Source organism: Amycolatopsis sp. lyj-84 (assembly GCF_046549075.1).
Taxonomy (GTDB): domain Bacteria; phylum Actinomycetota; class Actinomycetes; order Mycobacteriales; family Pseudonocardiaceae; genus Amycolatopsis.
Genome location: NZ_JAJPWO010000005.1, coordinates 407,387 through 421,416 on the forward strand (window position 1 = coordinate 407,387; position 14,030 = coordinate 421,416).

Consider the following 14,030-nt stretch of genomic DNA (forward strand, 5'->3'; position numbering starts at 1 on the left):
ACCGGGAGAGCGGCGCGTGTCGCACTGTGCGAAATCCTGTGTCGGTTATCCGACGAAACCCGACAAGGAAATCAATCGACCGGCGGAGCAAGTTCGCCGGGGCAGAACGTACCGGGCGCCGGCAGCGTGCCATCGAAAAGGTACGCGTTGCCCAGCTTCCGGAGGCACCGGTTGCCCAGCAGGTAGGCGGCGTGCCCGTCCCCGTGCCAGACCGTGCTCGCCCGGGGAAGCTGCCCGGCGACGTGCGCCGCTCCGAGGTTGGCGGTGTTGTTGTCCAGTTCGCCGATCGTCACCAGCGCGGCAGGTGCCTTGGGCGCCGACAGCGGACGCGGCGGATACGCCGGATCACCGGGAACACCCGCGCAGCGGCCGAGTTCGAAGCGGCCTTCGATCCAGCCGAAGCGCGGTGCGAGGGCCTTGAGCCTGCGCTCGATGCGGAGGAACTCGCGGTAGTCGGGCGTCTGGGGCATGAAGTCGTGGCACAGGATCGCGTTCTGCACGGACCCCGTCGGCCCGTCGGGCGGGAATCGGAGAACGGTGAGGAAGTCGCTCGCGTCACCGGTGACCGCTTCCGCGACGGCCTGGGCCAGTGCGGGCCATCGCGGCGGAGTCATACCGACGAGCGCGCCGGCGAACAGGTCCCCCGCCGTGACGACGCGACCAGGTCCCGCTCCGGGCGCCGGAACTGGCGCGCGCTGGGCCGTCGCGACGATTTCGTCCCACGCGTTCGCGGCGTCCCTGCCGTGCAGGGCACAGGACGCCGCGCGGGCACACCAGTCCCGAAAGCGCAGGAGCTGCCGTTCCTGGGTGAGCGCGTAGTCGGCCAGCCAGTCAGCCAGCCGGGGCCGGGTGTGGTCGGCGACGCCGTCGAGGTAGAGCCGCTCCAGCCGGTCACCGAACAGTTCGGCGTAGGCCTGGCCGTAGGTGGTGCCGTAGGAATTGCCGAAGTACCGCAACCTCGCCTCGCCGAGCGCGGCCCGGATCGCGTCGAGATCGTGCGCGGTCTGCCAGGAGTCGAGCCCGGCGAACACCGGGCCCGCCGCTTGACGGCACCCGGCGTCGTAGGCGGCGTTCTCCCGGACCTGGGCCTGCCAACCCGCTTCGTCCTGATGCCGGACCAACCCGAGGATCGAGGCAGGCGGACGCGGGCACACGATCTGCGTGCCGCCGGCGCTCCGCCCGAGACCGCGGGGATCGAAGACGACGACGTCCAGCCGCTCGGTGAGTTCGTCGAGCCAGGTCTGGAGCGGCACGGGTCTCGGTCCGACGATGGTCGCCGTGCTGTTCCCGGCGCCGAGGTTGGCCACCACCGTGCCGGTGCGGCGAGCCGGATCCTTCGCCGTCACCCGCACGACGTCGATACCGGTGGACGGCCCGCCGGGATCCCTCCAGTCCACCGGAACCCTCAGCACCGCGCACTGTGCGCCGTTGCCGCAGTCCTGCCAGTTCAGCGACGGGTGCGGGGCGGCCGACGCCGGAGCCGTCGCCAACGCCAGCATCACGGCCACGATCACGGCGCCGTACCTTCGACTTGTCATCCGAGAAGATCCTCCTTGGGTCGCCGCCTCACCGTGGCACCGCGAGCACGGACGACGCATCTGCCGCACGGCATAGAACGGGAGGCCCATGAACACGGTCGCCGTCAGGTGGCGAGCCTTTCCACCGCTCGCACAGGACGTCCTGATCGCCCTCGGCGTCCTGTGCGTCTCGCTCGGCCTGCCAGCGCTCGACGGCGCGGCGATCGCCGTGGACGTTCTCCTGTGGACTGTCGCGGCCTGCGTGCCGCTGCTCTGGCGGCGTTCCCTGCCCTTGTCCTCGGTGGCGGCCACCGGCGCGGTGACCCTCGGCTCGCTGTGGGGCGGTTCCCCCGCTTCGCCGTGGGCGGCGATGGCGGCGGTGTTCTCGGCCGCGTACCACCTGCGACGCCACCGGATCGTGCTCGTCCTCGCGGCCACCGCCTGGATGATCGCGGTGGCCGCGCTACGCGATGTGCCCATCGTGCCGTCCGGTGTGCTCACCTCCGCCGGGCTCGCGGTGCTGCCGGTCAGCCTCGGTTATGCCCTGCGCCTGCACGCGGACCGGGCGGACGCCATGCGGCGGCTCGTCGAATCGGAGGCCGGGCGCGCTCGGGCGCGCGAAAGGAACCGCGTCGCCAGAGAAGTGCACGATCTGGTCGGGCACCAGTTGAGCGCGATCCGCTTGCGGGCGCTGGGAAGCCGCAAGGCGGGCATCGACGCCGTCCCGGCGCTCGGGGCCATCGCCGACCTGGCGGGCGAAGCCTTGGGGCAGGTGCGGTCGCTGGTGGACGTCCTGCGGGAGGACGGCGCCCACTCTCTGTCCGATTTGGACGGTCTCGTCACCGGGATGCGGGAAGTGCTGCGCGCGGACATCGTGCTGGACCTCGGCGGCCACGATCCTCCGCGCCCGGTGCAGGCGGCCGCGTACCGGATCGTCGAGGAGGCGCTCAGCAATGTCGCCCGCCATGCCTCGGTTCGCCGGGCCGGGGTGACGGTCCGCTCGCGAGACGGCGAAGTGGTGATCACCGTGGACGACGACGGCGAACGTGGCGGGAAGCCACTGGAGGGCAACGGGATCCGCGGTATGCGGGAACGGGCGGCAGCACTCGGTGGCACCCTGAGCGCCGGTCCGCGAGACGGCTGTGGCTGGCGGGTCCGGGCGACGATTCCCTGTGCGGGAAGTGGATCGTGATCAGGGTCGTCGTCGCCGACGATCAGGAAGCAGCCCGGGAAGGGATGCGGCTCCTGCTCTCCGGCGAACCGGACATCGAGGTCGTCGGTGCGGCAGTGGACGGTGCCGATCTGCTCGCGCTCGCGCGGCGACGCCGGCCCGACGTGGTGTTCACCGACATCCGCATGCCCGGATTGGACGGTATCGAGGCGATCAGAAGACTGAGCGGGCTGGATCCCGGGCTCGCGGTCATCGCGGTGACCACGTTCGATCTCGACGAGTACCTCTTCGGCGCCCTGCAGGCCGGCGCGGTCGGGTTCGTCCTGAAGGACAGCGCGCCCGAATTGTTCGTCGACGCGGTGAGGCTCGCCCACCGCGGCCAAGGACTGATCGACCCGCAGGTGACGCGGCGACTGGTGACTCGCTTCGCCCGCACCTCACCGCGCCCCGCGCCACCGGAACTGGCGCTGCTGACCCCGCGCGAGACCGAGGTACTGCGCGGTCTCGCACGCGGGCTGGCCAACGCCGAGATCGCCTCGGAATTCGGCATCGCCGTGGGCACGGTGAAGATCCACGTCGAGCGGCTCCTGGCGAAGCTCGGGGTCGCGACCCGGGTGCAGGCGGTGATCCAGGCGCACAAGTACGGAGTGGTCACCTGGGACGACTGAGCCCCAGGAAATACTGGGTCATGGCCAAACGCCCCGCGAGCGACCTCACCGTACTGAAGAAGTGGTTCGCCACCCTCGACGACGCGTGCTTCCTCACGCTCGCCCCGCCTTCGCGGGGCCGGTTCACGCAGTCCGACGGCCGAGATGACGCGGTCGCGGAACTGGCGGACCGGGCCATGTCCGCGACGACCCCGTACGCGTTCTGGCACTGGCAGTCCCACCAGCGGGCGTTCACGGGCAAAGGTGAGCTGGTGGACGATCTCCTGGTGCACTGGCACGGAGCGCACGAGGACGTGGCACGACGGCTGGCCACCGCGCCGGAGCCTTTCACTTTGCTGGACATGGGCGCGGAGCAGGCGTTCGTGGTGACCAAGCCCTTCCCGCTCCCGGCGGCCGGCGACCGGCGCGCCACCGGCCCCGCGGTCCGGCGGCTGGTGCGCGCCGTCGCCGCCGGCCAGGACGTCACCGGCGACGAGCGGGACTGGCTGCTCGCGGTCGCGGACGGGAGTGGTGACGTCGCCGACGACGCGTTCGCGTTGGCGTGCGACCTGGGTGTGCTCACCCGCGACCTGGTGGCCGGGCGCCTCGCGGCCTGGGCGGGGCCCGATGACGAGGATCCGGCGGACACGTGGCTGTGGATCACCTCGGTGAGGCAAGCCGCCCCCGAGGCGCTGGCAGGACTCCTGACACCGCACGCCGCCCATCCGCTGGTCGCCGCCGCTCTCGGGAGGCCCGTCGCGGACCTGGACACCGACGCGGACGACGCGCTCGCGGTCACCGCGGCACGACTGTGGCGTGCGCAGGACATCGAGGAGGCGGTCGCCGCGGTGGCGTCATGGCTCCGGCGGGAACACCTCCAGTCCACCTTGGAGGAGGTGGCCGGGCTGCTCGCGACGCGGGTGCACGGCGGTGTCCACCGCGACATCGCTCCGGCCCGGCTGCTGGACCTCGCGAGCGACGAGCGAATCCCACTCTTCTGGCGCGGGCTGGCGGTTTCCGTCGTCGACTCGCTCGGCGGCTACGAGCATCTCGAGGACCGGCTCGACGCCGTTCGCGAGCTCGGACCTCGGCCGTTCAGCGCCTACTGGCCTGCCGACGGGGACGCGCCGGTGATCGCCGGTGATCGTGCACGGCTGCGGGAGCTCGTGGCGGACCACTGGCAGCTCGGCAGCCAGCCCACCACGCTGCGCACCGACCCGGACCGTACCCGCGAGCTCGCGGCCACACTGGACTTCCCGCTCGGCTGGTTCTGGACCTGGCCCGCCGAACAGGACGCGTTCGACCGCGACGGCCGGATGACCGGCCCGCTGCCGGTGCATCTCCTCGACGCGACGGCCGACGACATCAGGAAGGCGCTGCCGCCCCGGTTCGAGTTCGTCGCCGAGCGCGCGGCGATCCATCCCCGGTGACCACACGTGTGCCCTGGCAGCCCGACGCCTACCTCGACCTCGCCCGACGTGCTTGCTTCGTCTGCGAACTGCTCGCCGGCAACCCCGACTATCCGCACCACATCGCCCACCGCGACGACCACGCCGTCGTCTTCGCCAGCCGCTTTCCCTCCGTGCTCGGGCACTTCCTCGTCGCTCCGGTCGAACACCGCGAACACGCCATCGCCGACTTCACCACCGACGAATACCTCGGCCTCCAAGCGATCGTGCATCGCGCGGGCCGCGCACTCACCGACCTGCTCCCCACCGAACGCCTCTACGTGCTGTCCCTCGGCAGCCAGCAAGCCAACCGGCACGTCCACTGGCACCTCGCGCCACTGCCACCCGGCGTGCCCTACGACCAGCAGCAGACGGCAATCTTCGCTCCGGAACGAGGCCACCTCGACATCCCGGAGGACGAGATCGCCGAACTCGCCCGACGCCTCGGCGAACGCATGGCCGCCTGACCACGCGGCGCGGCCGTGGCATGATCCGGGCATGACGAAAACCGGAAAGGGTCGTGGCGCGTAGACCGCCCGCCGCTGTCCGCGCGCACCTTCCAGTTCACCCGCGCCTCCGGCAGTTCTCCGTCGTACCCGGGTTGCCACGCTGGGTACTGGCGGACATTCACCGTGTCGAGGCGACCTGGCTCCGGCCAGGGGACATCGCGACCGCGTTCCGCGAGTTGCAGCGCTATGCCCGCGTCGCCCACCAGTACCGAGCACACTGGACTCTCGGCTGTCCATGCTGCGAGCCCCTGGCACGCGAAACCCTGGACCTGGCGCTCCGAGCACTTCCGTCGCGAAGCCGTACTGCCCTGCTCGCTCTCATCCGCCCTTTCGACGAGGAGATACGCCGAAAGACCCTGCCCGATCCCGCCGGACCGCCCGATCGGCCTTGGTGGCAACGCCGGATCAGCGGCATCTACCACCGTTGAACCGACAAACTCGATTACGAACACTCCGCGTGATCATCGAGGCCGAGCATTTCAGCGTCACCCTCCGGAAGGACGCAGCGAAAGCCACGCAGAGTAGGTTTGGCTCAGCGTTACCGAATTCGCATTCCCACCCTGATCGAGTGAACTATCCAGAGGCACCTGACCTGCGGAAACTCCGCAAAACACCAGGCAGATCCGATCTGATCACTTATCGTTTTCATTGATTAACGCAGTGCCTTGCTGTTAGAGATGTCCATTCCGGATTCACATCCCGTTGCGGATAACTCTGCGCAAGGACAGGCACTGAATGACCCAACAGCAGACCTCTTGCGGTGGCGCACGCCCTCGTGCGGTTCATGCGCTCTTCGCCTTGGTGCTGGTGGTGCTGCCGCTGTCCGGCTGCGGTACCACGACAGGCGGTGCGGCAGCGGCCCCCGTCGCCACGCTGTCGCCGTCGCCCGAGGCACTGGCCGCACTGCCCGAAGCGAACACCTTCGGCGAGCTGGACTCGGCACCCGCCGACCCGGCCGCCGCACTCCCCGCCGGGGGTGAAGTGCTGCACCCGACCACGGACGTGGCGGTCTACCGAGCCCCGGGCGCGGAACCGATCGCCCGGCTGCCGGAGACTCAGATCGGCTCGCCGACCTGGGTTCCGGTGATCGCCCGCCAGGGCGACTGGGCGCAGGTACTGCTTCCCGTGCGGCCCAACGGCGCGACAGGCTGGCTGCACGCCACGCCCGAAACCGTCGAATCGGCGCACAACGACTTCCAGGTCACGGTCGATCTCGGCAAATTCCGCCTGGAAATCCTCGAAGCGGGCAAGCCGACCGGCTCGTGGACCATCGGTACCGGCAGGGCCGAGCACCCCACGCCCACCGGCCGCGCGTTCATCCTCGCCTCCATCAAGGAGAGCGTGAACACCTACAGCCCGATCGTGCTGCCGCTGAGCAACCATTCCGATTCACACGAGACCTTCGGTGGCGGGCCCGGCACGGTCGGCCTGCACACCTGGCCGGACGAGAGCTTCGTCGGCAAAGCAACCAGCGACGGCTGCATCCGGGTCACCCGCGAGGCGCTCGACCGCCTCGTGGAGTTGCCGCTCGGCACCGTCGTGCAGATCGCCTGAAACCCCGAAACCATGGAGGTAATTTCCTTGTCCCCACGTACAACCGGCGTGCTCGCCTGCACGGTGGCGGCCTGTCTGGTCTTCGCCGCCACCCCCGCCACGGCCGCCCCCGCCGAGTCCGCGTACGCCCTCGCCGCGTCCGGTCTCGTCAAGATTCCCCGCACACCCGCCGTTTCCGGGCCGGGCAAGGAATCGCTCGCCTCGGTGGCGCTGCCGAACCCCGGCCCGGCACTGATCAGCGCTCGGGCGCTGAACGCCGAAGTGACGCCGGGGCACGCGAAATCGAGTGTCGCCGGTCTCTCGCTGAACCTCGGGGTGCTGCCCGCCGGCGTCGCCCTGCCCGGGCTCAGCGCCGAGGTGATCAAGTCCGAATGCCGTGACGGCAAGGGGTCGGTGTCGATCGCGAATCTGAAGGCCGGTGGCAAGGCGATCCAGCTCGACCAGGTCCCGCCGAACACCACCGTCCCGCTGGCGTCGCTGCTCGAACTGGTGGTGAACAAGCAGACCGAGAACGCGGACGGCACGCTTACCGTGACCGCCGTGTCGGCCAGGATCCTCGGCAAGACACAGACTCTCGACATCGCGTCGTCCACCTGTGCCAAGGCCCCGGGCGCCACCCCGAAACCGACGAAGCCCGCGGAAAAGCCCCGGCCTGGCGGGAAGGCACCCAAGCCCACTCCGGTTTCCGCGCATCTCGACGTCACCGGCTAACGTCCGGCGCACCTCGAAGCCCGCCAACGGTTCACTCCGTTGGCGGGCTTTGCTCCTGAGGCGCCTTCGCCGCCTGGAGTCCGCGTGCGGGCAACCGGTTCGCTCCCCAGCTTCGTTCGATGTAGTCGACGATCCGCGTGATGTCCTCGGGAGGCACCTTCTCCTGCTCCCCGTGTTCGAGCGGGTCGGTGTGGAAGATGTAGAGCCGCGACGCGAACTGGTCGAACGGCAGCGAGGCTTCACCGAACCGCTCACCGTTGCCCGCGGTCGAGACCACGACACCGTCACCCCAGTCCTGCCCGCTGTCGTTGTTCGGGTTGTAGAAGTACACCCGGGTGACCTCGTGCGGATCGGCGGCGACCCGCAGGATCGTGATCGCGTGCCAGCCGACGTAGCGGGCGGCGCTGTCGGTGACGGCGACCCCGGCGGGCTGCGGGTGGATCAGCGGCTGCCCCCCGTTGTAGGCCGGGTGGTAGCTCGCGTGGAACTGCCGCAGGAAGGTGTCGAGCTCGATCAGGTTCCCGGTCTCGACGTCGACGTTGATCCGGAACCCGCGCGCGGTCCACCAGCCGTGGAACTCGGGATTGACCCAGCGGTGCGGATCGCCGGGCCTGCCGAGGCAGCGGCGCCCCATCTCGGCGTAGATCCGGTCCAGGTGCGGCACCACGAGCAGCGAAACCGGGTCCAAGTCCGACGGCGGGGTGCTCGCGAGGCCCCCGGCGCTGTCGTTCGAGGAGATCCGCTGGCCTTCGAAGTGCATGACGACCTCGTCGTCCCGCGCGGCCCAGACCACGATCTGCAGCAGATAGTCCGGGTCGTTGTACGCCCACATCGACAGCGCGCGGGCCGACTGGCAGGTCGGGTTGTCGCCCTGGCCGACGCCCAGCGGCAGCCCCAGCATCGACAGCACGCCCGCGAGCAGCCGCGCCTCGGGCCCTGGCTCGTCGCCGAAAACCGTCGTCAGCCGCTCGCGCGCGGGCTCGGACAGCTCGAGCCCGAGCTGACGCCACAGCGCGGGCACCATCGGCGGCGAGTGGAGGATGCCGCGGTCGAGCAGCAGCGCCAGCCCGTAGACGCACTGCGCGGTCTGGGTGTGCACCGCCACCTCGATCAGCCGGTGGATCAGGTCGCGGTGGCGCAGCAGGCTGTTGCGGCCGACGTCGGACAGGCCGAGCGCCTCCCCGAGCAGATAGTCGCTCTTGTGCCGCAGGAACCGCAGCAGCTCGGCGTGGTACGGCGAGACCAGCCCGGTGTCGTGCATCGCCCTGGCGAATCCGGTCGCCTCGTACTGCAGGCCACCGTCGTCCATCGCCTCCAGCCGGGACCGGAAGACCGCGATGCCCGGGTCCTCCCGGCAGGCCTCCGTGGTGCCGAACAGGGCGCTGATCAGCCGATCGACGCCTTGTCCGGAAGCGTTGCCGAGGTCGACCTCCGGATCCCCCCGGTAGACCGCGATCCGGGTGATCAGCGACTGCACCTGGTCGACCTGGATCGGGCGCTGGCGCAGGATCCGCCAGATCTCCTCGACCAGCTTGTCCAGGACGCTTTCGTAGCCGATCTCGTCGGCGACGTGCCGGAACAGGTCCCTGATCAGCTGCGCGGTCCGGCCCTGCCCGGTCCGCTCGGCCTCGGTGGGCGGGGTGAACAGCAGTTCCAGATTCATCGCGAGCACCTGGGACAGGAACTCGCGGGCGTCCTCGGCGGACAACGTCGGATGCGCGTAGTCGCCGCTGGCCACGGCGAGCGTGCGCAGCTCGCTGCAGGCCTCCATCACCACGGTGTCCGCGTCCCCGGCGTGCAGGCCCGGCCCGACCAGCGCCGGGATCAGGATCTCCGGAGTGGCCCAGTCCGTCCCCAGGAACAGGCCCGCCTCCTCCAGCTCCCGCGCTCTGACCTGGACCGCCGCGGCACCGCCAGGCTGCACCAGCACCCGCCGCAGCGCCTCCAGCATCCGCCGCAGCTTGGTGTGCTTGCCGAAGTCGCGGGTCTCGGCCATCGTCCTGATCGCGTCGTCCAGCGAGGCCACGCGCTTGTCCAGCGTGGTGGCCGCGCCGGGAACATCGCCGTTCGGTTTCAAAGGCTTCCCTCGGGTCGGTCTCCTGGTCCGGGGTCGCCCTCAGACGTAGAAGTCGAACTCTTCCTGTTGCTTCAGCAGCTCGCGCATCTGATAGGAATCTTCGCCGAAGAAGTACAACAGGCCCCAGTGGGTACCGAACGCGGTCCGCTTGGTCACCGTTTCCTCCAGCGGAGCCGACAGGTCGTGTGACTCGTAGTAGTCGTGGTCCTCGGTCTCCGGCGGGATCCGCAGTTCGCTGACCACCCGGCGACGCGGGTAGACCCCGAAGCAGCCCGCGACGCCGGCGGCGTCTTCGACCTCCTTCGGGAAGAAGGCATCGATCTCTTCCTCGGTCGTCTTCGGGTCGAATGCCAGCGCGAGCCCCTGGTAGGCGTTGAAACCGTAGGCGCGTTCGAGCAGCTCGAACACCTTGAAACCCGGCGGCCGGTAGGCGACCTCGCCGAAGTACATCTCACCGTCGTTCGTGACGAAGTACTCCGGGTGCACGAAGCCGAACTCGATGTCGAAGGTCTTGATCAGCTTCTCGATCTGCGCGGTGATCTGCGGCCGGTAGCGCTCCAGCTCGGGAGTCGCGGGCACGAACACCGAGTAACCCAGGGTCACGTACTCGGAGATGTTCAGGAACTTGATCTTCCCGTTGTGGATCCACGCCTCGACGGCGAACTCCCAGCCGTCGAGGTGCGACTCCATCAGTACCGGGAACTCCTCCTCCGGGATCGCGTCGACGTCGTCGGGAGTGCGGACGATGCGGTGCCCGAGACAGCCGGCCTTGTCGAAGGCCTTGAGGTGGATCGGGTCGTTCGGATCGCCGTCGAGCTTGAGCAGCGTCTGGTTGACGCGCTTGAGGAAGCGGATCACGTCGTCGCGGTCGTGGGCCTCCTCGAAGATCCCGACCCGGATCCCGCCGAGCTGCGCCCTGCGCTTCATCAGGGACTTGTCCCGCAGCAGCATGGCCTGGCCGAACAGGCGCGGGTTGTCCATCAACACGGAGTTGATCGCCCCGGCCCACTCCACGGTTTCCTCGAACAGCGGGATCGCGACGTCGACGCCTTCACGCTGCAGCGTCTCGGCGATCTCCAGCGAACGGTCGTTGAGCCGCTCGAAATTCCATGACAGGTAGGGAATGTCGTGTTCCACGCAGTACTTCTCGGCCCAGTCCGGCGCCACGACGACGTACCGCCGATCGAACCGGTCGAGCGCCTCCACGGCGTTCAGGCTCCACCCTAAAAGAGCCACGTACCCTTTGTCTGGATTCTTCGTGGCCGGTTCGGGTCGCGTCATAGGACCGTTCCTCCGTGTCGGCGTCGGCAACTCCTCGGAAAGCATGAGCCGACCAACCGTACCTGGAGAGTGACACCACCCGCTGAATGGATCGCAGGCTGCCTGGCGGACCGAGGTCGCGATGGGGCCGTCTTTTCTTTACTCATAGGGGTTCCCTCCGCGAGTGTGACCGACGTCATCGTCGATCGATCCAAAATGGACAATCGGTCGAACCGCTTTTCCGAGATGTGTCAACGGGAACGACCTGCCGGGTTGACGAAGATCTTGCCGTCGACGTGGCGAGGACGAAAGTGTCGATGGCGCCGGCACGAACACCACAGAGTCCCCGTCGCGGCCGCCTCGCCTGCGAATTCTCGGACCGGATCACGCCGGCTCATCCCGTCGAGTAGGGTCTCCGGCAGTTCGCCGTCGAGCGAACGGAACATCTGACTGGGGAGTCATAGTGAAGAAGATCGGAGCGGCCGCGATCGTGGCCGGAACGGTACTGGGCACCGCGATCACCGGGGCCGGTGTGGCCAGCGCCGCCGGCGGCGCTGGACCGAAAGAGTGTTTTACGGCGACAAGCTGCTCGCTCGCGTCGGGATTCTTCCCCGGCGGGACCATCCACGTGGACCTCGAAGCGACCGCCGCACCCGGCTCGCCTGACCACTGGTTCAAGTGGACGATCGGCAACTGCTCGGGCGGCGGTTACATCCACGCGCCGGCGAAGACGGAATCCTGCGTGCTGCCTGCCAGCTACTACACGCTGACCGTCGGCGAGCTGCAGTACCCGGTCAACTGGCGGATCGGTATTCGCTGGGACCACTGACCCGGTGAGCCGGGGAGGGGTGCCACCTTCGAGCGCCCCTTCCCGGCCAGGTTCGACCCCGGCGTCAGCAGGTGGCCGACGCCGCCCGGTACGCGGCGATCCTGATCCGCAGGCCGCGCAGGTGGACCAGGTCTATGGCGAACGTCGAGACCTGCCGATACCCCGCCGTCGGCCCATCGGCCCGGCAGGGACCCGAGAGGTAGACGAACTCGTCGTCCGGGTCGCATCTCGGCTCCGACCAGATCGCGGCGTCCCCGGCTCCGATGTTCCCGCACCGGGTCCGCGCCAGCCAGTAGACCGGCAGCTTCATCACCTCGCCGAGCACCTTCTCGAAACCGGCGAGATCGGCCCCGGCTATCGCGAGCCCGTGTCCGTTCCACACCCGCGGCGCCCAGTACTCGCCGACAGCGGCGTGGGTGACGCACGCGAGGTCGTCCGACGCGGTGATCGTCCAGCAGGCCACGGTGGTCAGAGTCGGCATGACGGCTCCAGCTGTCAGGCTTCAGGTGCGACCGAAGGTAGTGGATCATGCGGTCGCGGAGGTACCACCGGTGGCGCTTCCGGTGTTGCTCCGACTGGCAAAGCCCGAGTTCAGCGGCGCAGGACGAGATCGAAACCACGCGCTGTTCATTCAGTGTTCATCGGATCCGTACGGCCGGGTGAGAATCTCCAGCGCGTGACCGTCGGGGTCGTCGAAGTACACGCCCCGGCCGCCGTCATTGGAGTTGATCTCTCCGGCGCCGCGGTGCCCCGGCCCCGCCCAGTACGGCAGACCTCCGGCGCGGATCCGCCCGAAGATCGTGTCGAACTCGGCCTCCTCGACCAAGAACGCGTAATGCTGCCTGGAGAACTCCTCGGTGCTCTGCATGACGTCGAGCGAGACCCCGTTGCCGGTCTGGACGACCAGGAACGGGCCGAACTCGGCGGGCTCGGGCAGCCCGAGGATCGAGACCAGGAAACCCGCCGTCGCGGCCCGGTCGGTGGCGTTGATGATGGTGTGGTTCAGCTGCACTGTCATGAAAGCACGATAAAATCTCAAGTTTGCTTGAGGTCAAGCCCCGCTCGTAACGGTTCCCGGTTCATCGCGACTTGAGTACTGCAAGCCGACACGAAGGGGACGTGATGCGTGCTTTGGTGATGGCCGGTGTAGCCGGTCTGCTTACCCTGACCCTCGCTCCGCCGGCGGCGGCGACCTCCGCCGTACCGGAACAGTGGTCGGCCGGACCGTTCACGGCGCAGGTCGCGGTCATGGCGGGGGACGTCAACGGAGACGGCAAGGACGACCTGGTCAGCTACAACACCTACCTGTACGGGTGTTACGTGCTGCGCTCGAACGGTTCCGGCTTCCAGCCGCAGCAGAACTGGGGTGCGGGCAACTTCCTGAGCAGCGGCTTCAACGGCAACGCCAACTTCGTCGGCGACATGGACAACGACGGCCGCGCCGACGCCATCGCGGTCCGGCGGCCCACGGCCTCGACACCCCGCGGCATCTTCGTGGCGAGGTCGATCGTCGACTACTACGGCGTGGAACGCTTCGGAACACCCTCGCAGTGGTTGAACAACACCATCGCGGGCGACTACGGGAACCTGGCAGCGGATCTGGACGGCGACGGCGACACCGACGTGATCGGCCTGTTCGACGTGGCCACCCTGGCGGCGAGGTCGGACGGCACCACGACACTGCCGCTCACGGCGTGGGCACCGCCCATCCGCGGCGAGAAGGCGACACTGGCGGCGGACGCGACCGGTGACGGCAAGGCCGACCTCATCCTCGTCGACCTCGCCGGCACGAGAGTGGTGGCCGGCACCGCGAACCGCTGGTTCGACACCCCGGTGTCGTGGTCGACGACTTCTTTCCACGGCAGCAAGAAGACCCTCACCGCGGACATCGACGCCGACGGCGACGCGGACCTCATCGCGATCAACGACAACGACGTCCAGGTGATGCGCTCCACCGGTACCGGCTATTCCTCGCCGGAACCGTGGTACGCGGGTTCCTTCTTCGGCACGAAGGAAACCCTCACTGCCGATGTGGACGGGGATGGCGACGCGGACCTCGTCGCGGTGAACGCCAACGACGTCTGGGTGTTGCGCTCGCAATAGGTGAACCGGATGTGGCTCTTTCCGGCGGCGTGGGGGTGACTTCGGCTCCACGCCGCTCGGGCGGTCACCGAACGGAGCAGTAGAGCCGTCTCATCACGCCGCACACATATTGAGGAGTAAGTCATCGTGGGCGGGGCCGGCGCTCCCGACCAACCCGACCTCTTCCGTTTTTCCTGTAGTCCCTTGGATCGACACGACCGAGCA

The 14,030-nt window shown here is 68.7% G+C and carries 13 protein-coding genes; 8 read left to right on the plus strand and 5 right to left on the minus strand.

The genetic code is table 11. The features are described from left to right. Nucleotides 1-71: 71 nt before the first annotated feature. Nucleotides 72-1,538 (minus strand): alpha/beta hydrolase, encoded by a 1,467-nt coding sequence (locus tag ACLJRM_RS18875; RefSeq protein WP_410663779.1) that lies wholly within the window; start codon nucleotides 1,536-1,538, stop codon nucleotides 72-74. A gap of 88 nt (nucleotides 1,539-1,626) precedes the next feature. Here ACLJRM_RS18875 and ACLJRM_RS18880 point away from each other — a divergent pair, with 88 nt between their 5' ends. The 6 genes from ACLJRM_RS18880 (at nucleotide 1,627) to ACLJRM_RS18905 (ending at nucleotide 7,557) form a co-directional block, all read left to right on the plus strand. After that, entirely contained in the window at nucleotides 1,627-2,709 is a 1,083-nt protein-coding gene (locus tag ACLJRM_RS18880; RefSeq protein WP_410663780.1) for a sensor histidine kinase, read from the plus strand. Beyond that, the gene (locus tag ACLJRM_RS18885; RefSeq protein ID WP_410663781.1) at nucleotides 2,706-3,356 is read left to right on the plus strand and encodes a response regulator; all 651 of its coding nucleotides are present in this window, start codon (nucleotides 2,706-2,708) and stop codon (nucleotides 3,354-3,356) included. The genes ACLJRM_RS18880 and ACLJRM_RS18885 overlap by 4 nt, the downstream gene beginning before the upstream one ends. 20 nt (nucleotides 3,357-3,376) lie before the next feature. Continuing rightward, nucleotides 3,377-4,765, plus strand: a complete 1,389-nt coding sequence (locus ACLJRM_RS18890) for a hypothetical protein (RefSeq protein WP_410663782.1) — start codon at nucleotides 3,377-3,379, stop codon at nucleotides 4,763-4,765. Further along, nucleotides 4,762-5,250: an HIT family protein gene (locus ACLJRM_RS18895; RefSeq protein ID WP_410663783.1), complete on the plus strand. Its 489-nt coding sequence runs from the start codon at nucleotides 4,762-4,764 to the stop codon at nucleotides 5,248-5,250. The genes ACLJRM_RS18890 and ACLJRM_RS18895 overlap by 4 nt, the downstream gene beginning before the upstream one ends. A gap of 777 nt (nucleotides 5,251-6,027) precedes the next feature. Further along, a complete protein-coding gene (locus tag ACLJRM_RS18900) occupies nucleotides 6,028-6,846 on the plus strand; it encodes a L,D-transpeptidase family protein (protein WP_101607809.1) in 819 nt (272 codons plus the stop codon). A gap of 27 nt (nucleotides 6,847-6,873) precedes the next feature. Then, nucleotides 6,874-7,557 carry a choice-of-anchor P family protein gene (locus ACLJRM_RS18905; protein ID WP_233223265.1) on the plus strand — a complete coding sequence of 228 codons (684 nt, stop codon included), beginning with the start codon at nucleotides 6,874-6,876 and terminating at the stop codon, nucleotides 7,555-7,557. Between the two features lie 31 nt (nucleotides 7,558-7,588). Here the strand turns inward: ACLJRM_RS18905 and ACLJRM_RS18910 are convergent, their stop codons facing one another. Beyond that, nucleotides 7,589-9,634: a hypothetical protein gene (locus tag ACLJRM_RS18910; protein WP_410663784.1), complete on the minus strand. Its 2,046-nt coding sequence runs from the start codon at nucleotides 9,632-9,634 to the stop codon at nucleotides 7,589-7,591. A 39-nt stretch (nucleotides 9,635-9,673) separates the two neighbouring features. Continuing rightward, complete coding sequence (locus ACLJRM_RS18915) at nucleotides 9,674-10,915, minus strand: acetyl-CoA carboxylase biotin carboxylase subunit family protein (RefSeq protein WP_101607806.1); 1,242 nt, start codon at nucleotides 10,913-10,915, stop codon at nucleotides 9,674-9,676. 442 nt (nucleotides 10,916-11,357) lie between these two features. Here ACLJRM_RS18915 and ACLJRM_RS18920 point away from each other — a divergent pair, with 442 nt between their 5' ends. Continuing rightward, nucleotides 11,358-11,723 (plus strand): hypothetical protein, encoded by a 366-nt coding sequence (locus tag ACLJRM_RS18920; RefSeq protein WP_410663785.1) that lies wholly within the window; start codon nucleotides 11,358-11,360, stop codon nucleotides 11,721-11,723. A gap of 64 nt (nucleotides 11,724-11,787) precedes the next feature. On the opposite strand, the gene ACLJRM_RS18925 is transcribed toward ACLJRM_RS18920, so the two are convergent. Both ACLJRM_RS18925 and ACLJRM_RS18930 read right to left on the minus strand, forming a co-directional pair. Beyond that, nucleotides 11,788-12,204, minus strand: a complete 417-nt coding sequence (locus ACLJRM_RS18925; protein ID WP_410663786.1) for a hypothetical protein — start codon at nucleotides 12,202-12,204, stop codon at nucleotides 11,788-11,790. A 150-nt stretch (nucleotides 12,205-12,354) separates the two neighbouring features. Further along, complete coding sequence (locus ACLJRM_RS18930; RefSeq protein ID WP_101607803.1) at nucleotides 12,355-12,741, minus strand: VOC family protein; 387 nt, start codon at nucleotides 12,739-12,741, stop codon at nucleotides 12,355-12,357. A gap of 104 nt (nucleotides 12,742-12,845) precedes the next feature. Between ACLJRM_RS18930 and ACLJRM_RS18935 the strand changes: the two genes are divergently transcribed. Beyond that, entirely contained in the window at nucleotides 12,846-13,826 is a 981-nt protein-coding gene (locus ACLJRM_RS18935) for an FG-GAP repeat domain-containing protein (protein WP_410663787.1), read from the plus strand. Nucleotides 13,827-14,030 lie beyond the last annotated feature (204 nt).